The sequence below is a fragment of the Micromonospora chalcea genome (assembly GCF_002926165.1).
Lineage (GTDB): Bacteria > Actinomycetota > Actinomycetes > Mycobacteriales > Micromonosporaceae > Micromonospora > Micromonospora chalcea.
This window is the reverse complement of the sequence record NZ_MAGP01000156.1, coordinates 1-21152: the sequence shown is the minus strand read 5'-3', so window position 1 is coordinate 21152 and position 21152 is coordinate 1. Positions and strand designations below refer to the sequence as shown.

General features: G+C 74.9%; 19 protein-coding genes. All 19 read right to left on the bottom strand.

Annotation, left to right across the window (positions count from 1 at the left end; all coding sequences use genetic code 11):
• Nucleotides 1-4 precede the first annotated feature (4 nt).
• On the bottom strand, nt 5-403 hold the full coding sequence (locus tag BAW75_RS27235) for a 6-pyruvoyl trahydropterin synthase family protein (RefSeq protein WP_043323437.1): 399 nt from the start codon (nt 401-403) through the stop codon (nt 5-7).
• Between the two features lie 2 nt (nt 404-405).
• Nucleotides 406-1425 (bottom strand): zinc-dependent alcohol dehydrogenase, encoded by a 1020-nt coding sequence (locus BAW75_RS27230; protein WP_409073333.1) that lies wholly within the window; start codon nt 1423-1425, stop codon nt 406-408.
• Between the two features lie 49 nt (nt 1426-1474).
• Nucleotides 1475-1738, bottom strand: coding sequence for a hypothetical protein (locus BAW75_RS27225; protein WP_205796395.1), 264 nt, complete (start codon nt 1736-1738; stop codon nt 1475-1477).
• Nucleotides 1739-1842: 104 nt separating this feature from the next.
• Nucleotides 1843-2898 carry an ABC transporter ATP-binding protein gene (locus BAW75_RS27220; protein WP_104115394.1) on the bottom strand — a complete coding sequence of 352 codons (1056 nt, stop codon included), beginning with the start codon at nt 2896-2898 and terminating at the stop codon, nt 1843-1845.
• Nucleotides 2895-3692: an ABC transporter permease gene (locus tag BAW75_RS27215; RefSeq protein WP_064445678.1), complete on the bottom strand. Its 798-nt coding sequence runs from the start codon at nt 3690-3692 to the stop codon at nt 2895-2897. The genes BAW75_RS27220 and BAW75_RS27215 overlap by 4 nt, the downstream gene beginning before the upstream one ends.
• Nucleotides 3689-4471, bottom strand: coding sequence for a molybdate ABC transporter substrate-binding protein (gene modA / locus BAW75_RS27210; protein ID WP_104115392.1), 783 nt, complete (start codon nt 4469-4471; stop codon nt 3689-3691). The genes BAW75_RS27215 and modA overlap by 4 nt, the downstream gene beginning before the upstream one ends.
• On the bottom strand, nt 4468-4866 hold the full coding sequence (locus tag BAW75_RS27205; protein WP_043323433.1) for a TOBE domain-containing protein: 399 nt from the start codon (nt 4864-4866) through the stop codon (nt 4468-4470). The genes modA and BAW75_RS27205 overlap by 4 nt, the downstream gene beginning before the upstream one ends.
• Nucleotides 4867-4960: 94 nt before the next feature.
• The gene (locus BAW75_RS27200) at nt 4961-7084 is read right to left on the bottom strand and encodes a heavy metal translocating P-type ATPase (protein ID WP_104115390.1); all 2124 of its coding nucleotides are present in this window, start codon (nt 7082-7084) and stop codon (nt 4961-4963) included.
• A gap of 70 nt (nt 7085-7154) precedes the next feature.
• Nucleotides 7155-7628, bottom strand: a complete 474-nt coding sequence (locus BAW75_RS27195; RefSeq protein ID WP_104115407.1) for a macro domain-containing protein — start codon at nt 7626-7628, stop codon at nt 7155-7157.
• A 30-nt stretch (nt 7629-7658) separates the two neighbouring features.
• Nucleotides 7659-8042 carry a DUF1622 domain-containing protein gene (locus tag BAW75_RS27190; RefSeq protein WP_043323431.1) on the bottom strand — a complete coding sequence of 128 codons (384 nt, stop codon included), beginning with the start codon at nt 8040-8042 and terminating at the stop codon, nt 7659-7661.
• Between the two features lie 93 nt (nt 8043-8135).
• Nucleotides 8136-8801 carry a TcmI family type II polyketide cyclase gene (locus tag BAW75_RS27185; protein ID WP_043323429.1) on the bottom strand — a complete coding sequence of 222 codons (666 nt, stop codon included), beginning with the start codon at nt 8799-8801 and terminating at the stop codon, nt 8136-8138.
• A gap of 52 nt (nt 8802-8853) precedes the next feature.
• The gene (locus tag BAW75_RS27180) at nt 8854-10080 is read right to left on the bottom strand and encodes a cytochrome P450 family protein (protein WP_043323426.1); all 1227 of its coding nucleotides are present in this window, start codon (nt 10078-10080) and stop codon (nt 8854-8856) included.
• Entirely contained in the window at nt 10077-10397 is a 321-nt protein-coding gene (locus BAW75_RS27175; protein ID WP_043323424.1) for a putative quinol monooxygenase, read from the bottom strand. The genes BAW75_RS27180 and BAW75_RS27175 overlap by 4 nt, the downstream gene beginning before the upstream one ends.
• Nucleotides 10394-12661: an FAD-dependent oxidoreductase gene (locus BAW75_RS27170; RefSeq protein ID WP_244206287.1), complete on the bottom strand. Its 2268-nt coding sequence runs from the start codon at nt 12659-12661 to the stop codon at nt 10394-10396. Before BAW75_RS27170 ends, BAW75_RS27175 begins: the two co-directional genes overlap by 4 nt.
• Nucleotides 12662-13216: 555 nt before the next feature.
• Nucleotides 13217-15934: a helix-turn-helix transcriptional regulator gene (locus BAW75_RS27165; RefSeq protein ID WP_104115387.1), complete on the bottom strand. Its 2718-nt coding sequence runs from the start codon at nt 15932-15934 to the stop codon at nt 13217-13219.
• A gap of 93 nt (nt 15935-16027) precedes the next feature.
• Nucleotides 16028-16918: an alpha/beta hydrolase family protein gene (locus BAW75_RS27160; protein ID WP_104115406.1), complete on the bottom strand. Its 891-nt coding sequence runs from the start codon at nt 16916-16918 to the stop codon at nt 16028-16030.
• A 105-nt stretch (nt 16919-17023) separates the two neighbouring features.
• Complete coding sequence (locus BAW75_RS27155; protein WP_104115385.1) at nt 17024-17905, bottom strand: DUF1963 domain-containing protein; 882 nt, start codon at nt 17903-17905, stop codon at nt 17024-17026.
• A 41-nt stretch (nt 17906-17946) separates the two neighbouring features.
• Entirely contained in the window at nt 17947-19080 is a 1134-nt protein-coding gene (locus BAW75_RS27150) for a glycoside hydrolase family 26 protein (RefSeq protein ID WP_104115384.1), read from the bottom strand.
• Nucleotides 19074-20927, bottom strand: a complete 1854-nt coding sequence (locus BAW75_RS27145; RefSeq protein ID WP_104115382.1) for a glycosyltransferase family 2 protein — start codon at nt 20925-20927, stop codon at nt 19074-19076. The genes BAW75_RS27150 and BAW75_RS27145 overlap by 7 nt, the downstream gene beginning before the upstream one ends.
• Between the last annotated feature and the right edge of the window lie 225 nt (nt 20928-21152).

Sequence of the window (21152 nt, the reverse complement as noted above, 5' to 3'; positions counted from 1 at the left end):
CCGGTCAGAGCGACCGCTCGTAGCTCGCCCAGGCGATGTGTGACTCGTGCAGGGTGACGGTGATCCCGGTCAGGCCGCGCGCCCCCTCCCCCAGCCGGCCGGCCGTCACCGCGTCGGCGAGCCGGTCGGCCACCGTACGGGCCAGCACCTCGGTGGTGGTGTTCACCCCGGTGAAGGCGGACTCGTCGTCGAGATTGCGGTAGTTCAGCTCGCCGAGCACGGCCTTGAGCTGCTCGGTGGCCAGCCCGATGTCGACCACGATCCCGTCGTCGTCCAGCTCCGGCCGGCGGAACGTGGCGTCGACGACGAACGTCGCGCCGTGCAGCCGCTGAGCCGGGCCGAACACCTCGCCGCGGAAGCTGTGGGCGACCATGATGTGGTCCCGGACGGTCACGCTGAACACGTTCACTCCTCGCCGTAGGTGATGAGATGGCACAGCGCCGGAAGACGGCCCGATGCGAGCCGGTCCAGCACGTCGGGCAGGTCGTCGAAGCGGGACCGGCCGGTGAGCAGCGCGTCGAACGCCGGGTCGGCGAGCAGGTCCAGGGCCAGGGCGAGCCGGTCGGCGTAGCTGCGGTCGGCGCGCCGGGGCGACACCGTGCCGACCTGGCTGCTGCGGATGCGCAGCCGTCGGGAGTGGAACGCGCCGCCGAGCGCGAGCGTGACCGGCCGGTCGCCGTACCAGCTCAGCTCCAGCACGGTGCCCTCGGGACGCAGCAGCTCCAGACCGCGCTGCAGCCCGTCGGCGGTGGCGCTGGCGTGCACCACCAGGTCGCGACCGCCGGCCGCGTCGGCGGGCGCGGCGAAGTCGGCGCCGAGCGCGGCGGCCACGTCGGCGCGGGCCGGGTCGGCGTCGACCAGCTCGACCCGGACGCCGGGGAAGCGGGCCAGCAGCGCGGTGACCGCGCAGCCGACCATCCCGCCGCCGATCACCGTGACCCGGTCGCCGACCAGCGGCGCGGCGTCCCACAGCGCGTTCACCGCGGTCTCCACGGTGCCGGCCAGCACCGCGCGCTGCGCCGGCACGCCGTCCGGCACGACGGTCACGGCGTCGGCCGGGACCACGTACGCGCTCTGGTGCGGGTAGAGGCAGAAGACGGTACGGCCGAGCAGCCGCTCGTCGCCGGCCTCGACAGTGCCGACGTTGAGGTAGCCGTACTTGACCGGGGCGGGGAAGTCGCCCTCCTGGAACGGCGCGCGCATCGCGGCGTGCTGGTCGGCCGGGACACGGCCGGCGAACACGAGCGTCTCGGTGCCGCGGCTGACGCCGGAGAAGCGGGTACGCACCAGCACCTCACCCGGGCCGGGCGAGGCGACGCGGACCGGCCGGATCTCGCCCTCGCCGGGAGCGCGGAGCCAGAACGCCTGGGCGTCTACCGTCACGAACTCTCCTCTTCCCCGCATTCCGACCGAGTTGTCGATCATAAACACGGAAGCGGGGCGTCAACGGTTCGAACCGCCCGCGACCCGATGCTCAGGCGGCGCGCCGCCGCTGCTCCGTACGCCACGTTTCCGGCTCGGCCCGGTCGGCGTGCCGGTCCCCGGCCAGCTCCATCGCCCGGTGGGCCGCCGTCAGCGCGTCGCACGGCGCTACCTGACCGTCACACAGCAGGCTCTCGCACCGGCCGGACTCGTCGGGCCGGTGCGCGACGGCCACGTCGTACGCGGCCCGCCAGAGCAACGGGTCGGTGACTCCCCGTGGCAGGTCGGCGTCCTGACTGGACCTGTTGCGGATCATGTCGGGCACCGTGTCCCCCTTTGCGTCGTCGCTACCGTCCCAGTGACCGGTTGAGCGCAGATCAAACCTCTCACCTGCACACATGCCGCGACCAGCGGTGTTTGTCACGCCGGATAGGCGCGCGTCTCGGCTGCCTTGACCGCCGCCCAGACCGGCCGGCCGGGGATCAGTCCGAGATGGGCCGCGGCGGCGGGCCTGACGTCGGCGGCGACCTCGACCGGCCCGGCCAGCTGCACGCGCAGGTTGTCGCCGTGGCGTTGCACGCCGGTGACGGTGGCCGCCCAGACGTTGCGCGGGCTGCCCTCGGGCCGGGACGGGTGCAGCGCCACAGCGGCCGGCGGGTACGCGACGAACACGTCACCGTGGACGGTGTCGGCGGTGGTGAGCGTCAACTCACCGACGGTGACGGTGTGGCCGTCGGCCCGTCCGCGGTGCAGGTTCAGCCCGACCAGCCGGGCCACGTAGTCGGTGCGTGGCCGCGCCGTGACGGTGGCCGCGTCACCCTCCTGCACCACCCGGCCGTGCTCCACGATGACCAGCCGGTCGGCGAGCACCAGCGCGTCGAGGGGGTCGTGGGTGACGAGCAGTGTCGCGCCGGGATGCGCGCCGAGGTGGCGCTGGAGTTCGGCGCGGGTGTCCAGCCGGGTCCGGGCGTCGAGCGCGGCCAAGGGCTCGTCCAGCAGCAGCAGCGCCGGGTCCACGGCGAGCGCGCGGGCCAGCGCGACCCGCTGCGCCTGCCCGCCGGAGAGCTGCCGGGGCCGGCGCCGGGCCTGGTCGCCGAGACCGACCCGGTCCAGCCACTCCTGGGCACGGGCGCGGGCGGCCCGCTTGTCGGCGCCCCGGCGGCGCGGCCCGAACGCCACGTTGTCCAGCGCGCTCAGGTGCGGGAACAGCAGGTAGTCCTGGAACACCACGCCGACCGGCCGCCGTTCCGGCGGCGTCCACATCCGGCGGTCCGGCCGGTCCAGGTCGGCGCCGTCGAGCGTGAGGTGCCCGGCGGTGAGCGGGTGCAGCCCGGCGAGCACCCGCAACGCGGTGGTCTTGCCCGCGCCGTTGGGGCCGAGCAGCGCCACCACCTCACCGGCGGCGATGCGCAGCCGCACGTCGAGGGTGAACCCGTCCCGCTCGGCGGCCAGATGCGCGTCCAGCTGCGCGGTCATGTGCTGCCGACCCACTTGTCGCGCAGCGCGGCGAGGATGACCACGGAGACGGTGAGCAGGATCAGGCTCAGCACGATCGCGGCCTGCAGGTCGGTCTCCAGCGCCAGGTAGACAGCCAGCGGCATGGTCTGGGTGCGGCCCGGATAGTTGCCGGCGAACGTGATGGTGGCGCCGAACTCGCCGAGCGCGCGGGCCCAGCAGAGCACCGCCCCGGCCGCCACGCCCGGGGCGACCAGCGGCAGCGTGACCCGGGTGAACGTGGTGAACCGCCCGGCGCCGAGCGTGGCGGCGGCCTCCTCGTACCGGGGGTCGGCGCCGCGCAGCGCCCCCTCGACGGCGATGACCAGGAACGGCATGGCCACGAACGCCTCGGCCAGCACCACCCCGGCGGTGGTGAACGGCAGCGTCACCCCGAACGTCTCGTCCAGCCACGAGCCGATCAGCCCGCGCCGGCCGAAGACCAGCAGCAGCGCCACGCCGCCGACCACCGGCGGCAGCACCAGCGGCACCGTGACCAGCGCCCGGACCAGCCGCCGCCCGGGGAACTCCACCCGGGCCAGCAGCCACGCCAGGGGTACGCCGAGCGCCACGCAGAGCAGCGTGGCGACGGTGGCGGTCACCAGCGACAGCCGCAGCGCGGTGAGCACACCCGGTTCGGTCAGCCGCCCGGGCAGCGTCGTCCAGGGGGCTCGCAGCAGCAGACCGGCCAGCGGCAGGACGAGGAAGGCCAGTCCCAGCCCGGCGGGCACGAGCAGGGCGATCGGCACCCGCTGCCGGCGTACCGTGCGGCTCATGCGCCGGGCGGCGCCTGGAACCCGGCGGCGGTGAGCACGGCGAGCCCGGCGTCGGAGCGGACGAAGTCGACGAAGGCGCGGGCGCCGGCCGAATTGGCGGCGGCGCGCAGCACCACGATCGGGTAGTCGTTCACCGCGCGCGCGGACTCCGGGAACTCGACCGCGTCGAGCCCGGGAGCGGCGCGGACGTCGGTGCGGTAGACCAGCGCGGCGTCGACCTCGCCGAGGCGCAGCTTGGCCAGCGCGCCCTTGACGTCCTGTTCGAGCGTGGCGGGCGTGAGCCGCACACCGGCCGCGTCGAGCGCGGTGCGCGCGGCGGCGCCGCAGGGCACCTGCTCGGCGCAGAGCGCCACCTTGACGCCGGGGCGGGCGAGGTCGGCCAGGCCGCCGACCCGGGCCGGGTTACCCCGGGGTACGGCCACGACGAGCTGGTTGCGGACCAGCACGGCCGGTTCGCCCGCGGCGTCACCGGCGTCGGTGACCGTCTTCATGGTGGCCGGGGACGCGGCGGCGAACACGTCGGCGGGCGCGCCCTGGGTGATCTGGGTGGCCAGCCCGGAGCTGCCGCCGAAGTTGAACCGGACGGTACGGCCCGGGTGCGCGGCCTCGTAGTCCTTGCCGAGCCGGGTGAACGACTCGGTGAGCGAGGCGGCGGCGAACACCGTCACCGGGCCGGCGCCGTCGGGTCCGGCCGGGGCGTCCGCGTCGCCGCAGCCGGTCAGGCCGAGCGCCGCCACCAGCGCGCCGGCGAGGGCGGCGCGGATCCACCGTACGGTCACGGGCTGGTCCTTCCCCTGGGGGTGGCTCGCTCGACCACGACGGTGGTCGACTTGATCACGGCGACGGCGACGGCGCCGACCTGGAGGTCGAGGTCGTCGACGGCCTCGCGGCTCATCAGCGACACCACCCGGAACGGCCCGGCCTGGATGTCCACCTGGGCCATCACGGTGTCCTTGACCACGGCGGTGACGATGCCGCGCAGCCGGTTGCGGGCCGAGGACAGCTCGGGGTGGCCGGGAGCGCGGACGAACGCTGCGACGTCGGCGCCGTCGAGCACCCGGTGGCCGTGCTCGTCGCGGGTGGCCGGCAGCTTGCCGGCGTCGATCCAGCGGCGGACCGTGTCCGCGCTGACCCCGAGCAGTTCGGCTGCCTCACCGATCCGGAACACCGTCACGCGCTCACCCTAGCGGCCCGCAGGTGCGGGCTGGAAGGGGCATGGTGGCTCGCATCCGCGAACCTCAAGGCGGCTCGGGAACCGGAACTGCAGGTCAGTCGGCCGGGGTGATCCGGACCCGGCGCAGCAGTTGGGCGTTGAGCGCCACCACGATGGTGGAGGCGGACATCAGCACCGCGCCCAGCGCCGGGCTGAGCGCGATCCCGGCCCAGGCGAGGACACCGGCGGCCAGCGGGATCGCGACCACGTTGTAGCCGGCCGCCCAGGCCAGGTTCTGCCGCATCTTCCGGTACGACGCGCGGGACAGCCGGATCACGCCGCCGACGCCGCGCGGGTCGGAGCCGGCCAGCACCACCCCGGCGGACTCGATCGCCACGTCGGTGCCGGCGCCGATGGCCAGCCCGACGTCGGCGCGCGCGAGCGCCGGGGCGTCGTTCACGCCGTCGCCGACCATGGCCACCGTCAGTCCCCGACCGCGCAGCTCGGCCACCGCCTTGTCCTTGTCGGCCGGGAGCACCTCGGCGAAGACCTCGTCGACGCCGGGCCGGAACCCGAGGTCGGCGGCGACCGCCTCGGCCACCGGGCGCGCGTCGCCGGTGATCATCACGATCTTGCGTACGCCGAGGTCGCGCAGCTGGGCCACGGCGGCCCGCGCCTCCGGGCGGACCTGGTCCTCCAGCCCGAACGCGGCGGTCACCTCCGGCGGCCCGCCCTCGGGCAGGCGGACCAGGTGCAGCACCGCGGCGCCCCGGCCCGACCACTCCTGCGCGGCCCGGGCCAGGTCGTCCGTCACCGGGGCGTCGAGTTCGCGCAGCAGGGCCGGGCCGCCGACCGCCCAGTCCACGCCGTCCACGGTGGCGCGCACGCCCCGGCCGGTCAGCGCCCGGAAGCCGCGCGCGACCGGACGCGCCGGGCCGGGCTCGGCGTCGGACCCGGTCGGAGACGTCGGCCCGGGAGACGTCGGCCCGGGAGACGTCGGCCCGGCGTCGGACGTCGGCCGCGCGTCGGCGGCGGCGGCGACGAGCGCGCGGGCCAGCGGGTGCTCGCTGTCGGCCTCGACCGCGCCGGCCAGGGCCAGGGCGGCCGTGGAGTCCAGCCCGCCGGTGGCGGCCACGCCGGTCACCGTGTGCCGGCCGGTGGTGAGCGTGCCGGTCTTGTCGAACAGGACGGTGTCGACGGTGCGCATCCGCTCCAGCGCGAGCCGGTCCTTGACCAGGATGCCGGCGCGCGCCGACAGCGCTGTGGACAGCGCCACCACCAGCGGGATCGCCAGGCCGAGCGCGTGCGGGCAGGCGATCACCAGCACCGTCACGGTGCGTACCACCGCCTGGTCGGGGTCGCCGAGCAGCGCCCACACCGCGAACGTCGCCAGGCCGGCGAACGCCGCCAGGTAGAACAGCAGCGCGGCGAACCGGTCGGCGAGCACCTGCGCGCGCCCGCCGGAGGCCTGCGCCTCGGCGACGAGCCGCCCGATGCCGGCCAGCGCGGTGTCCGCGCCGACCGCCTCGACGCGTACCCGGAGGGTGGAGTCGGTGGCCACGGTGCCGGCGACCACCCGGTCCCCGGCGGCGCGGGCCACCGGCCGCGACTCGCCGGTGATCATCGACTCGTCCAGCTCGGCGGCGCCCTCGACGATCCGCCCGTCCGCCGGCACCCGTCCGCCGGGGCGCACCAGCACCAGGTCGCCCACCCGCAGCTCGCCGACCGGCACCGGATGCGGCCGCCCGGCGTCGTCCAGGCGCTCGGCGTCGTCGGGCAGCAGCGCCGCGAGGGCGCCGAGCGCGCCGCGTGCCTGCCCGACCGCCCGCATCTCCTGCCAGTGGCCGAGCAGCATGATGGTGACCAGCGCGGCCAGCTCCCACCAGAAGTCCAGGTCGAACAGACCGATGCTGGTGGCGGCCGAGGCGAGGTACGCGACGACTATCGCCATCGAGATCAGCAGCATCATGCCGGGGCTGCGTTCGCGCAGCTCACGCAGGCCGCCGGTGAGGAACGGCCAGCCGCCGTAGAGGAAGACCACGGTGCCGAGCACCGGGCCGACCCAGCGCACGCCGGGAAGGTCGATCGAGTAGCCGAACCAGTCCATCACCATGTGACTGGTGGCGACGATCGGCAGGGTCAGCGCCAGGCTCAGCCAGAATCGGCGGCGGAACTGCTCCGGGTCGTGCCCGGCGTGCGCGCCGCCGTGGTCGCTGTGGTGGCCGGGTCCGTGCTCCATCGCACCACCATACCCCCTGGGGGTACCTGCCCACATCGGCTCGGTGAAATGACCCGGGCGACAACGGAGGTCACTGGTCGTAGACCGTCACCGGGATGCCGCGGTCGGACAACGCCCGCCGGATCAACGGCTCGATCCGCTGCCACGAGCCACCGGCCAGCCCGCAGCCGATGCGCGGCATGTGCACCGAGGCGCCCAGCTCCTCGGCGTGCTCGGCCACGGCCGTCAGGCAACGCTCCACCGCGTCGTACCGGATCGGCGGCCCAGAGCTGCCCCGGCGCATCCCGCGCTGGCCGACCATGTTGGCCACCCACAAATCCGGCGCGACCCGAACCAGCCGGACGGCGCCCAGCCCGAAGTCGTTGCCGGCCCGGTGCCGGTGCCACTCCCGGTAGTCGCGTTCCGGCTCCGGCCAACGCCGCGAGACGGCGAGGACGAAGCCCTTCCCCCAGCCGCCCAGATCGTTGCAGACATGCGCGACGATCTTGGGGCCCTTCGCCTGCGGGCTCGTCGCGTCGTCGCGCACGATCCGGAACTCCGCCATGTCCGGCATGCTGCCGCAGGGGTACGACGTTCAGCGCTGGGGGCGGGCGCCGACGCTCGGCCGGTCCGCCGGAGGGCGGCCCTGCCAGGGCCACCGGCCGTCCAGCTCCACCTCGAGGGAGAAGCTGAGGAACGTACGGACCAGCACGATCAGCGCCAGCACGCCGACGCTGGTGAACGTGGGCGACACCGCGACGGTCCGGATGATGTCGCCGCCGACCAGGAACTCCAGGCCGAGCAGGATGGCCCGGCCGACCCCCTGCCGGTACGCGCGGTAGTGCGCCACCACCTGCCGGGTCCGGACGCAGCGCACCGCGAACACGACTGTGGCGACCGCGACGCCGACCGCGATCACCAGCACCCCGGCCAGGTCCAGCAGCGCCCCGACGTGCTGGACGATCTCCTTCGTCGGCACCCGGCACCCCCGCACCAGCCTGGCGTACGGCCGGTCGCGGGGGCGGCGTTTCCGCGCTCCCGCCACCCGGAGGGCGGGTGCGCGGAGGCGTGCTCAGTCCTGGGCCTGCCAGCGGTAGAAGACGGTGGCCAGGGAGTCCTGCGGGCCCTGCCACTTCTCCGGCCGGTACGGCTCGATGTACGGGCCGAGGTCCTGCATCACCTTGCCGAAGGCGGGCTTGTCGCCGTGCCGGTCGCGGGTGGCCTCGGCCGCCGACGTCTCCTGTTCCAGCAGGTGCACGTAGACGTCGTCGATCGAGTAGAGCCAGCGGCCGGTGACCCCGAGGTCGGCCGGGAGCGACCCGGCGTCGGACTCGGCGAAGACCCGCGCCACGTCCGGCTCGGCGCCGGGCTTGATCCGCCCGACGATGACGGTGAGCGTGGTGTCGGCGGGCGGCTCGCCCTCGGGCGCCCAGTGGTAGAACTCCTTCGCCACCGAGTCCGATGGGTTCTTCCAGTAGCGCGGGTACGGGGTCACGTACGGGCCGATCTCCTCGGCGATCTTCTGGAAGGCGGGCAGCCCGCGCGTCTGCCCGGAGATCCGCGGGTCCTGCTCCCGCTCGATCACGTGCAGGTAGAGGTCGTGGTGGGACAGCAGGTACCGGCCGATGACGCCCAGGTCCTGCGGCCGGGTGGCCTGGTCGTAGTGGCCGAACACGTCGCCGACGATCTGCTCGCTGCCGGGGACCATGTGACAGACGATCACGTTGCGGAAGACCATGACTGCTCCTTGATGATTGCGACGGGGGCGGCGGCGCGAGGCGGCGGCGCCGTCAGGCGGTGAAGGTGACAGGCAGTTCCAGCAGGCCGCGGAACGGCGAGGCGGCGGGGAGCCGGCGCACCTGCGCGAGCGGCACGCCCAGGCGCAGTCCGGGCAGCCGGCGCAGCAGCGCGCCGAGCGCGAGTTCGGCCTCCATCCGGGCCAGCGAGACGCCCAGGCAGTAGTGGACGCCGTGCCCGAACCCGAGGTGCGGGCCCCGGACGCGGCGCAGGTCCAGCCGGTCCGGGTCGGCGAAGTGCGCCGGGTCGTGGTTGGCCGCGTTGATTGCGACTCCGACGATCGCGCCACGCGGGATGCGTACGCCCTGGTAGTCGACGTCCTCGGTGGCGATGCGCGGGCTGGCCACGGGCAGCGGCCCGTCGAACCGGAGCAGTTCCTCGATCGCGGCCGGCAGCAGGCGCGGCGTGGCGCGCAGCAGTTCCATCTGCTCGGGGTGGGTGAGCAGCGCCAGCACCGCGTTGCCGAGGAAGTCGGCGGTGGTCTGGTGCCCGGCGAACAGCAGCAGGAACGTGGTGGTGACCAGTTCCGCCTCGGACAGCGTCCCGTCCTGGTCGACCGCCCGGATCAACGCGGCGATGATGTCGTCGGCCGGGTCGTCGCGTTTGGCCCGGACCAGCCCGGCCAGGTAGTGGTGCAGCCGCAGCTGGGCCTCCTGCACCGCGGCCCGTTCCTGCGCCGGCGGCCGGCTGGTGGAGCCGGAGGTGCGGATGACCTGGGTCCAGTCGAGCACCCGGTCGTGGTCGGCCGGCGGCACGCCGAGCAGTTCGCAGATGACAGTCATCGGCAGCGGGATGGCGAACTCGTGCATCAGGTCCGCCTCGCCGTGCGGCGCCATCTTGTCGATCAGCTGGTCGACGATCGACGCCACCCGGGGGCGCAGCGCCTCGATCCGCCGTGGCGCGAACGCCTGCGACACCACGCGACGCAGCCGGGTGTGCTCCGGCGGGTCGGAGTTGAGCATGTTGCGGTTCAGGCCCTCGGAGTTCGGGCCGAAGATCTTCAGGTAGTGCTGGTCCGGGCCGTACAGGTCCTTGGACAGGCGCGGGTCGGTCAGCGCGGTGCGGGCGTCGTCGAAGCGGGTGATCAGCCAGGAGTCGAAGCGCGGCGAGCCGACCGGGCAGACCGGCCGCTCGGCGCGCAGCCGCGCCAGCGCGGGGTACGGGTCGGCCGCGAACGAGTCGGTGTACAGCTCGCTCGCCGGCATCACGTCGTCGGTCATCGCCCCTCCCCCGGCTCGCCGGCCACGCTGTGCAGCACCTGGTAGGTGTGCCGGTCCGCGGACTCGCGCAGCTCCCGGATGACGCGCAGCAGCCGGTCGCGCTGCTCGCTGCGGCCGAACGCGTCCAGCCGCTCGCGGTCGGCCCAGTCGCTGATGACCAGGTAGCTGCGCGGGTCGTCAGCGTCACGGACCAGGTCCTGGTGCAGGCAGCCGTCCAGGGTGCGGATCTGTTCGGCGGCGCTGAGCCATTCGGCCTCGAAGCGCTCCGCGCACCCCTCCCGGGTCCGCATCGCCAGCACGGTCCGGACCCGGCTCACCGCGCGCTCCCGAACACCAGGTGCAGGTGCTTGCGCAGCGCGTCCGGGTCGACCGGCGCGCCCCGGAAGCCGACGTGCCCGTCCGGGCGGATCAGGTACAGGCCGGTGCCGTCCAGCTCGTACCCGGCGCGGAAGCGGCGCTCGGCGTCGCGCACCACCGGCGGGTCCAGCAGTCGCGGTTCGTCGGCGTCCGGGTCGAGCAGCAGGTACGCGTCGAGTTCCCCGCCGGCGAGCCGCCGCGCGTCGGCGCACAGGCCGGTGAACGCGGCGAGTTCCTCCGCGCCGGCCGTGCGGTCGGCGTAGAGCAGCAGCGTGTGCCGGGTGCCCCGGGTCAGGTCACGCAGCCGCAGCGGGTGGCCGACGCCGCGGCGGCGCAGCCCGTCGACGTCGGGCGCGATGTCGCCGGGGCGGGGGGCGTCGCCGAGCGCGGCCGGGTCGGCGACGGTCTCCCCGACCAGCGGGCTGCCGGCGTAACTGAGCAGCATGGACATCTCCTGGAGGAACTGCCGTTCCAGGTCGGCGCGGTCCACCTCCTCGGTGCCGGCCATCCGTACCGCCCGGCCGACGATCTCCTCGCCCTCCGGCCGCCGCTCGGTCTCGTAGCTGTCCAGCAGTCCGGGCGCGGCGAGCCCGCGTACCGCGAGCGCGAGTTTCCAGGCCAGGTTCCAGGCGTCCTGGATGCCGGTGTTCATGCCCTGGCCGCCGGCCGGCGGGTGCAGGTGGGCGGCGTCCCCGGCGACGAAGATCCGGCCGTCGCGGTAGCGGTCGACGATGCCGTGGCTGATCCGGAACACCGACGACCAGCGCAGGTTGCTCGCCCGGGTGCCGGGTGGCGCGAGGCGGTCCAGCGCGGCCTGCACGTCTTCGATGGTGGGCTCGTCGAGTTCCTCGCTGAACCCGGGCGGGGCGTCGCGTCCGCCGGTCTGGGCGAAGAACCGGGGCGGGGCGAGGGTGGCGATGCGGTAGCGGTGCTCGCCGCGCAGCGGTACGCAGACGAGCATGCCGTCCATCTGCCCGTCGGTCATGTGCAGGAACCGCAGCAGGTGCCCGTCCGGCATGTCCCAGTCCACGTCGACGTCGACCAGCATGAACAGTTGCGGGAACCGGCCGAGCCGGCCGGTGAAGGTGAGCCCGAGCTGCTCCCGGACGCGGCTGTGCGCGCCGTCGGCGCCGACGACGTACCGGGCGCGTACCGTCTCGGTGCCGCCGTCGGCGGTGCGGACGGTGGCGGTCACGCCGTCGGCGTCCTGGGTGAGGTCGGCGAGTTCGGCGCCGCGCCGCGGGCGCACCCCGAGGGCGGCGAGCCGGTCGGTGAGGATGCGCTCGGTCTCGTACTGCGGCAGGCCGAGGTGGGCGTACGGCAGGCCGGGCAGCTCCCAGCTCATCCGGTGGGTCTGCGCGCCGTTGACGAACACCATGTTGCCGGTGAGCCAGATGCCGGCGTCCATGGCCTCCCGGACGACGCCCTGCTCCTCCCAGATCTCCATGGTGCGGCAGTGCACGCCGATCGCCTTGTCGGCGTGGCCGGGCGGGGTGGCCTGCTTGTCGATCACCAGGCAGTCGATGCCCCGCCGGGCCAGTTCGACGGCGGCGGTCAGCCCGGTGGGCCCCGCCCCGACGACGAGTACGTCTGTTGTCCTGTGCACGTCGGCCTCCCAGCCCGTGGTGGGGTGACTGCTGCCGTCCGCGTCGGGCACGACGTGGAACAGGCGGCGCCGGATGTCGAGAAGGAACGGTGCGATCGGTCCGGCCTGCGCGGAGGCGTGGGCCGGGTCGCTGATCCAGGCGAGGAACGGCGCGGCGCCGTCCCACTCGGCGAAGATGTGGTGGATGTCCGAGCCGGGTTCGCGCAGCAGCTGCTCGCGGCGGTAGCCGGGTATCGCGGTCATCCGCCGTACCACCTCGGGGTAGCCCCGGTGGAACTCGGCGAGCCGGTCGCGCGGCACGGTCAGCTCGACGTCCACGTAGACCGGGCCCTCGCCGTCCCCGGTCTCGCGCAGCAGCGGGTAGCCGGGGCCGTCGGCCGGCTCGGTCAGCGGCTGGAGCAGGCCGGCCAGGCGGGCCGCCACCGGCCCGCGCCGGTACGCGCTCAGCGCCGCCTCGTCGGCCCATTCGGTGACGACGACGAAGCCGCGCGGGTCGAGGGCGTCGCGCAGCAGCTCGTGCCGCAGGTTGCCGGCCAGCGCGCCGAGCTGCCCCGCCACGGTCTCGAACGCGGGCCCGACGGCGGGCTCGCACCCGGGGCGCGCGCGCAGCCGGAGCATCGTCCTGATCATGCAGCCCCCTCGAACCGTGCCGTCGTCGTGCCGCGACCCTGCCGCAGCCCGCGTCACCACCTCGTCACCGTCGCCCCGCCGGAGGTCCGGCCCCGGTGACGCCGCCGGGACGGCGCCCACGACGGTCGGGACCGTGCTGATGCCGTGCGACCGGCGCAGCCGGCAGACGGATTCCCCACCTGCCTCACTCTGCGTCGACCTCACCGAGCGTGAGAGCGTCGGGGTCGGGCAGGCAGGCCTTTCGGCCGCCTTTGCTCTGCAGCCATTGGCGCATCACTGCACTGACCTGCGGCCCGGACGGTCAGCCCGATTTCGGCAAGATCCCGAACGAGCACTGTCAGTGATCGATGCGTACGCGGCTGCAGAGCAAAGGCGGCCATGTGCGCACGCCTCGCCGGACACTCCCGTGACTCTCCGCGACCGGGGTGGGGAGGGGTGGCGGGTGTGTACGGTCACGGCGTGCCGGTCGCGGGGCCGGCGCGGCGCGACGTGCCTGCGGCCCGGCCCGACGACGGTCGCGGCGGGGCGGGGCGCGGCCGGTGGTCAGGCCAGCAGGCGGGCCAGTTCGGTGCGGGAGCGCACACCCAGCCGGTGGAACACGTTGCGCAGGTGGTGGTCGACGGTCCGGGTGGACAACGACATCCGGGTGGCGATCTCCCGGTTGGTCGCCCCCTGCGCGACCAACCGGGCGATGTGCAGCTGCTGCCCGGTCAGCAACTGCTCCGGGCCGTTCGGCGCCGGCCCGACCGACTCCCCCGCCGCGCGCAGCTCCTCGCCCGCCCGGTCGGCCCAGACGGTCGCGCCGAGCACTGTGAACGTCTCCCGCGCCCGGTGCAGGTGGGCCCGGGCGTCGCGGGGGCGGCGCCGGCGGCGCAGCTCGCGGCCGAACAGCAGTTCGGTGCGGGCCCGCTCGAACCGGTCGGTGTCGGCCGGGTGCAGCCGCAGCGCCGCGTGGAACTCCCGTTCGGCCTCCGGGCCGCCCCGGGGCGCGAGCAGCGCGCGGCAGCGCGCCGCCAGGGCCCGCCGCGACGGGCTGGCCGTGCTGCTGGCCCAGTGGTCGAACACGGCGAGCGCGGCGGCCGGGCGCCCGCCGTCGTGGGCGGCGGCCTCCACCAGGTACGGCGTGGCCATCACCTGCACCAGCACCTGCCCCCGCCCGGTGCCGGTGCGGGCCAGCGTGGACAGCCGGGCGACCGCGTCGGCGTACCGGCCGTCGATGAGGTCCAGCACACCGAGCGCCCACCTGGCGTACGCGTCCGGCCGGCTCCCCGGCGCGGCCCCGTCACCGATCTCGGCGATCCGGGCCAGCGCGCCGGCCCGGTCGGCGCGTACCGCGGCCAGCACCGCGAGGATGCCGAGGTGCACCTGGGCGCAGGCGTGCTGGCCGGTGTCGCGGGCGGCGCGCACGCCCTCGCGGGCGGTCTCCGCCGCCGCCTCGTGCCGGCCCAGCCAGTACTCGGCGACGGCGCGCAGCTCCAGCGCCCGGGGCAGCAGGGACAGCTCGCCGCGCGAGCGGGCCACGTCGACCGCCCGGCCGGCGAGCCGGTGCGCGGGCCCGTCCACCGCCACCAGCAGCGCCGCCGCGGCGGCGCAGACCAGCGCGCCCGGGGTGAGCGCGGGCCCGGACAGCCGGCCGCCGAGGACGACGACCCGGCGCAGCGCCGGACCGCCACGGGCGTGGTCGCCGCGCAGGGTCGCCCCGACGCCCACCGCGAAGGTGGCCAGCAGGTCCAGGTCGGGCGGGTCGCCGGGCCGCCGCAGCGCCTCCGCGCGGCGGGCCACCTCGGCGTAGCGGAACTGGTCGCCGGTGACGCAGATGGCCTCGCCCGCGCGGACCAGCGCGAGCAGGGCGGAGCGCCGGTCGGCCGGCGCGACCGCGTCGGCGGCGGCCAGCAGCGTGGCGACCGCGGCGGCGGGCGCGTCGCAGCGCAGCTGCATCTCGCCGCGGAGCAGGTCGGCCCGGTCCTGTGCGGGCGGCGCGGCGGTCAGGTGCCGTAGCAGCCCCCGGGCCTGGTCCGGGTCGCCGGCGGTCCAGGCGCAGCGGGCCGCCGCCACCGTCAGTTCGGCGGCCCGCCCGGGATCGGCGGTCAGCTCGGCGGCGCGGCGCAGCGCGGCGGCCGCGGCGGCGCGGTCGGACGCCCCGTCCACCGCCGCCGTCAGTTCGGCGGCGAGCACGTCGGCCGGGCAGTCGGGGGCGGTGGCGTGGCGCAGCGCGCGGCCCAGCGGGCCGCCGGCGAGCGTGCCGGCCAGCAGCAGGTGCGCCGCGCGCAGGTCGGCCAGCGGCGCGACGGCGGTGATCATCGTGCGGGCGAGCGGGTGCGGGAACGTCACCCCGCCGGGCCCGGTCCGCAGCAGCCCGGCCGCCTCGGCGGGGGCGAGCGCTTCCACGGTCAGACCGGCGGACCAGGCGGCGCGTACCAGCGTGCCCGGGTCGGCGGCGTCGTCGAGCGCGGCGAGCAGCACCATCCGCCGGGTCGGCGCCGGCAGCCGGTCCAGGCGGGCCCGGTACGCGGCGGCGAGCGCGCCGTCCACCGGCGGCGTGCCGGGCAACGGCACCTCGCCCCGCCACTGGGCCGGGGTGAGGCTGCCGGCCAGGTCGGCCAGCGCCGCCGGGCTGCCGCCGCTGAGCGTGGCCAGCGCGGCGGCCACCGGCGCGGACGGCCGGTGCCCCCGGTCGGTGAGCATCGCGTGGCACTCGTCGGCGTCCAGCGGGCGCAGCCGGTGCGCCGGCACGCCGTCGACAGTGGCCGGGGCGGTGGCGGTCAGCAGCACCGCCACCGGCAGCCGGCGCAGCCGGCGCGCCACGACGGCGAGCGTCCAGGCGCTCTGCCGGTCGCCGATGTCGAGGTCGTCCACCGTGCACAGCAGCGGCCGGTCCGCGGCCACGGCGGCGAGCAGGGAGCGGACCGCCGCGGCGAGGGCCAGCCGCTGGTCGGCCGGGCAGCCGTCGCCGCCGAGCACGCGGCGCAGCAGCCGGCGCTGCCGCACCGGCAGCGCGGTGTCCGCGTCCAGCACCGGGTCGAGCAGGCGGTGCAGGCCGGCGTAGGGCAGCGTCGACTCGTCGGCCAGGCCGGCGCCGGTGAGCACCGTGCGTCCCGTCGCCCACCGGCGGGCGTACGCCAGCAGGGCGCTGCGGCCGGCGCCGGGCGGCCCGTGGAACAGCAGCGCGCCGCCGGAGTCCCGGTCGAGGAGCCGGCGGATCGCGTCGCACTCGTCGTCCCGGCCCCGCAGAGCAATATGCACTGTCGATGCAGAAAGCATGCATGCAGTGTCACAGATGGGCAACCCGTCGGAAAAGAGGCGGACATGCTGCCGGGGTGGTCGTCGCGACGACCACCCCGGCAGCGGGCGGGCTCAGGCGCTCGGGCAGGTGTTGCGGTACTCCTGGATCGCCGACCCGCTCGGGCCGGGGCAGAGGAACTGCTCGTAGCGGGTGTCGTCGTCGACGAACCGCTTCAGCCAGGCCACCATCTGCTTCGCCGTCGGCGTGTTCGTCGTCTGCGGGAAGAAGTGGCTCGCGCCGTCCAGCTCCAGGTACGCCTTCTCCGAGGACGCCGGGATGCTGTTGTAGAACGGGATCGAGTGGGTCGCCACCGGCGCGACGCTGTCGGTCTCGCCGCCGATGATGAGCGTCGGCACCCGTACATCGGACCAGGTCTTGTCCAGGTTCCACGGCGCCAGCGGAACGGCGGCCTGCAGCGACGGCCGCGCCGCCGCGGCCTCCAGGCTGCCGCCGCCGCCCATCGAGTGACCGGCCACCGCGAGCCGGGACGAGTCGATCCGGCCGCGCACCGAGCTGCGCTCGGTCAGGTAGTCCAGCGCGGCCAGGAGCTGCCGGCCCCGGCTGGCCGGCTGGTCCAGCCGGGTGTTGGTCTCGATGCCGATCACCACGAAGCCGTGTGAGGCGATCCGCGGGCCGAGCCAGCTCAGGCTGGACCAGGAGGCGGTGTAGCCGGGCGAGATGGCGACCGCGCCGAAGGTGCCCTCGGCGGTGCTGGTCGGGTAGTAGATGACGCCGCCGCCGAAGCCGGTCACGCTCAGCGAGGAGACGTTGATCGACGAGGTGGCGAACGGGCCGCGGCTGGCCTCCAGGATGGCGCTGGTGGGCGCCGGGCCGCGCTCGTAGGGGCTGGCGGCGCTCGCCGCGACCGGGGCGGCGAGCGCGCCGCCGGTGGCGGCCAGCGCCGCCACGGCGAACCGGGCCAGGGCACGGACGGGGGTACGGGAACGGATGGTGGTGGGCACGTCGGTCACTCCTTGCGCCGGAATTACATCGACATGGGTCAGCATCGATGCCTTCGGCGCGCCGCGCATCGGCGAAATCACCGGTCCCCGCGGCCGGCCCGGCTGTCACTCGGTGAACTCGCAGAAGGACAGCACCCTGTCGAACCGCCCGGCGGCGAGGTCGTCGTGGCGGATCAGGAACCGCGCGTTGACGTACTCCTCGTCCGGTACGCCGAACTGGGCCAGCGGCACCCACTCGCGCACCACCCGCTGCTCTTCCTCGTACTGAGCCACCAGCCGCTCCGCGCGGGGCAGGGAGCTCGCCTGCTGCATCCGCTCCCGGTCCGTCATGAACGTCTCGGGCGGATCCTGCGCCGAGATGGTGTAGCCGCCGACGAAGACGTCGTGCTGAATCCACCCGTCCCGCTCCGGCCAGAGCTGCTCGAGCAGCGCGCCCATCTCCTTGCGGTGCGGCAGGTCGCGCAGCAGCTTGATCTGGGTGTCGCACAGCCACTCCTCCGAGCGGTCCAGCCAGTCCGGCAGTTCCGCCTGGAGCCCGGCGTACATCTCGTGCTCGGGGGCGAGGAAACGGCCCAGGTCGGTCCCGGCGGGTAGGACGTCCGCACCGTCCACCGTCTCGGCGCCGGCCGGGACGTACACGACCCGCGCGTACGCCTTCTCGTTCTCGATGCCGCAGACGTCCTGTGCGCCCTCCTGGTCGAGGAAGAACAGCAGCGTGCCGGCGAGCAGCAGGGCGAGGTCGGGCACCCGGGGCAGCGCCGCGCAGTCGAGCCGGAGCAGGAACGGCAACGGAGAGCCCTCCGGGCACGTGGGCCACGGCACGCCCACCGGCAGCCGCGGCCGCCCGCCCCGCCGCCCGGCGTGCACGCCGTCCTCACGCCGCCAGGCGTGGATCCGGAACCGGATCAGCTCCGCGAAGCGGGCCACCTCGCCCTCGGGCACGCCCTGCGCGATCGCCGCCCGCCGGAACTGCTCTCTCTCATCCATGATCGTGGAGAGTAGCGGCACCGTCCGACATGGAGGGTGGGTCAGGGCCCGGCGCGCGGCCTCGATGTCGCCGACCAGGTCACGTCGTAGCGCGCGCCGGCCACCGCCTCGGCGAACGCGGTCGCCGCTGCGGGTGACCCGGCGATGCGCCAGTCCTGCTCCTTGTCCACCTCGAACCAGATCAGCCCGATCAGGTCCGGGTACCGGGGCAGGGAGCCGAACGTCTCCCGGATCCACCGGGCCTTGCGTCCGGCGGTGTCGGCGGCGCCGGTCTCGGTGACCACCAGCGGCCTGCGGGTGACCTTGCGGATCTCGGCGATGGTCGGGCCGAAGATCTGGTCGAACGACCAGTACGTCTTGGTGAACGCGCCGGTGCCGTAGTAGCCGGTGACGCCGACCCAGTCGACGTAGTCGTCACCCGGGTAGAGCCCGGTCAGCCCGGCAGTCGTCTTGTCCCAGCGGGCGTTCGGGCTCCACACCCAGGTGACGTTCGTGGCGCCGGCCCGGGCGAAGAGGTCGTGCACGTGCCGCCAGGCCCGCACGTAGTCGCCGGGGCGGTTGCCGTTGGCCCGCTCGCACCACGGATACCAGTCGCCGTTCATCTCGTGCGCGAAGCGGATCGCGACCGGGTAGCCGAGCGACCGGACCCCCTCGGCCCAGGACCGCAGGTAGGCGTCGAAGTCGCCGCGCGCGATCCGGTCCAGCCGGTAGTCCGGCTGGGTGGCCCGGAGCCGGTCGATCTGCCGGACCGCCAGGCCGGTGCGCCGGGCAGCCAGGTCGACCGTGTGGTCCCACGGCTCCCAGCCGAGCATGGGCATCATGCCCCGCTCGGCGATCCGGTCGAACAGGCTCCGGTCGAACTCGGCCGACGCCCAGTCGGCGCCGAAGAGCATCACCTGCGGCGCCCGCCCGGCCGCCTCGACGAACCGGTCGACCGGCGCGAAGTCGTGCGGTCCCTTGTCGGTCATCACCCCGAAGAACGCCTGCCCGGCCGGGGGGAACAGGCCGCCGCCCGGCGCGCCGGCGCTCGCCTGCGGCGTCGCCGGGACGCGCCCGTGCGCCGATGCGCCCGTGCCCGGGTCGCGCCACGCCCCGGGCGCCACCACGAAGGCGTACGCGAGCAGCAGCAACCCGGCCAGCGCGAGGCCCACCCGGGGCGCGGTCGGCCTCAGCACGGGACACCGCCCTCAGCCGCCGGCTGCTTCCACGCCGCCTCCGCCGACCGGCGCCGGCGGTCCCGCAGGCCCTCCACCCAGGCGATCAGCGGTGGCGCGAGCCCGGTCAGCAGCGTCAGCGCCGGCCAGATCCGCAGCAGCGGATAGTCGTGGCCGAGCGCGAAGCTCGCCGCGAGCAGCCCGGCCGCCGCCAGCGCCCAGCACAGATGCAGCCGGAACGTGCGCAGGGACTCCACAGTGCGCAGCGCCCCCTTGGCGGTCACCACGAAGCCGAGCCGGCGGCGCAGCAGCGCGCCGGCCGCCGCGGCCACGTAGACCGGCCCGGCGAACAGGGCGAGCGCCATGCCGGCCATGCCCACCTCCTCGCGTTCGTGCGGGGCGATGTTGAAGCGCCGCAGCCAGAGCCAGAGCAGGAACCAGGTGCCGACGGTGGTGCCCCACAGCGTCGCCCACACCTGCGGGTCGAGCCGGCCCGCGTCGACGCCGGTCAGCAGGTAGAGCGCGGTGGCGGCGTTGCCCAGCAGCAGGCTCACCGCGACGCTCGGGTAGTAGAACTGGAGCAGGCGGTACTGCCAGCGACGGCGCGACGGCAGGTCGCGCGGCGTACGCATCTCGCGGCGGAGCAGGATCTCGCAGATCCCGGCGGCCCAGCGCTTCTGCTGGTTGAAGTAGTCCGCCCAGGACGTCGGCCCCTCACCGAGCGCCACCACGTCCGGGGTGTAGACGCCCTTCCAGCGGCGGCCGGTGGCCGGGTTGACGGCGGCGTGCACGCGGATGCTGGTCAGGTGATCCTCGATGATCGAGTCCTGGTAGCCGCCGATGGTCCGCCAGGCCGCCGGGCGGTAGAGGTGCCCGGTGCCGGTGAGCAGCGGCGCGTCCAGGCCGTTGCCGCCGCGGGCGATCAGGCCGTTGTAGAGGTACTGCTGCACGGAGGCGCCGTGGGCGACGAAGTTCTGGTGCATGTTGCCGTACACCTGGGGCGTCACCACGAACGCCACATCCGGATCGCGGAAGTAGCCGAGCGTGCGTTCCAGGAAGTTCGGCAGCGGCACGTGGTCCGGGTCGACGTTCGCGACCACGTCGTAGCGGTGCTCGTGCTCGGCCCGCCAGGCGTTGTGGTTGCCGGACTTGGTCCGGGCCCGGAACTCGCCGTCGGGCCGGTTGTACTCGGGCCGGCCCTTGCGGGTGAAGTGGCGTACGCCCAGCCGCGCGGCCATCGCCCGGACCGCCGGGTCGTCGCCCTCGTCGAGGATCCACACGTCGACGTGCCCGCAGTAGACGATCTCCCGGAGCCGGCGCAGCGTACGCTCCGCGACGTCCAGCGGCTCCTTGCTCGGCACGATGGTGGTGAGCAGCGCGACCCGCAGGCCGACCGGCGGGTCGACCGGCACCGGGTCCCGGGCGTGGAAGGCGAAGACCCAGACCACCACGTTCTGCGCCAGGCGGATCAGCTCGACGCCGACGACGACGCAGAACGCGAGCCGGGCGGCGGCGGTCTGCCACCCGCCGAGCCCGACCACGCCGGGGCCGGGCACGGTTGCGGGCAGCAGCAGCCAGCCGACGAAGACGAGCCCGGCGGCGCTGTTGACGAGCACCAGCAGCGTCAGCACCACCCGCGCGGCCACCGAGGCGGTGGGGCGGAACTCGACCGCCGCGTCCGGGCCGCGCGGCGGGCGCAGCGGACCGGCGACGGCGCCGCAGCGGGCGTACGCCAGGCGGGCGCGGACGTTGCGCTGCCGGCGGTCCGGATCGGCCGGCGTCCCGGGCGGGACGGGCGCGATCGGGCGGGCGCCCGGCGGCCCGGCCGTCGTGGCGCGGGACGGGCGTGTATCGGCGGCGACGGCCACGTTTCCCCCATGGTCTGCAGGCTCAGGAGCCGACCGAATGCTAAGCCGACAATCAACCACAAAAAGGGCGAATCAGGCAGACGTCGCCCGTTCGCCGACGGATGCTCCTATGGATGTCAAGGGGTGTTGAGGGCGGTGTAGTCGGCGAGGAGGGCGGTGTGGACCTCGCGGATGATGTAGCGCTTGAGGCAGCGGATGATCTCTTTCTTGGTGAGGCCTTGTTTG

Coding starts and splice junctions, on each gene's coding strand:
- BAW75_RS27195 (WP_104115407.1), bottom strand. CDS start 7,628: ATGGCGGAGTTCCGGATCGTGCGCGACGACGCGACGAGCCCGCAGGCG.
- BAW75_RS27200 (WP_104115390.1), bottom strand. CDS start 7,084: ATGGAGCACGGACCCGGCCACCACAGCGACCACGGCGGCGCGCACGCC.
- BAW75_RS27180 (WP_043323426.1), bottom strand. CDS start 10,080: ATGACCGACGACGTGATGCCGGCGAGCGAGCTGTACACCGACTCGTTC.
- BAW75_RS27220 (WP_104115394.1), bottom strand. CDS start 2,898: ATGACCGCGCAGCTGGACGCGCATCTGGCCGCCGAGCGGGACGGGTTC.
- BAW75_RS27165 (WP_104115387.1), bottom strand. CDS start 15,934: ATGCTTTCTGCATCGACAGTGCATATTGCTCTGCGGGGCCGGGACGAC.
- BAW75_RS27185 (WP_043323429.1), bottom strand. CDS start 8,801: ATGGTCTTCCGCAACGTGATCGTCTGTCACATGGTCCCCGGCAGCGAG.
- BAW75_RS27225 (WP_205796395.1), bottom strand. CDS start 1,738: ATGATCCGCAACAGGTCCAGTCAGGACGCCGACCTGCCACGGGGAGTC.
- BAW75_RS27155 (WP_104115385.1), bottom strand. CDS start 17,905: ATGGATGAGAGAGAGCAGTTCCGGCGGGCGGCGATCGCGCAGGGCGTG.
- BAW75_RS27170 (WP_244206287.1), bottom strand. CDS start 12,661: ATGCTCCGGCTGCGCGCGCGCCCCGGGTGCGAGCCCGCCGTCGGGCCC.
- BAW75_RS27230 (WP_409073333.1), bottom strand. CDS start 1,425: ATGATCGACAACTCGGTCGGAATGCGGGGAAGAGGAGAGTTCGTGACG.
- BAW75_RS27215 (WP_064445678.1), bottom strand. CDS start 3,692: ATGAGCCGCACGGTACGCCGGCAGCGGGTGCCGATCGCCCTGCTCGTG.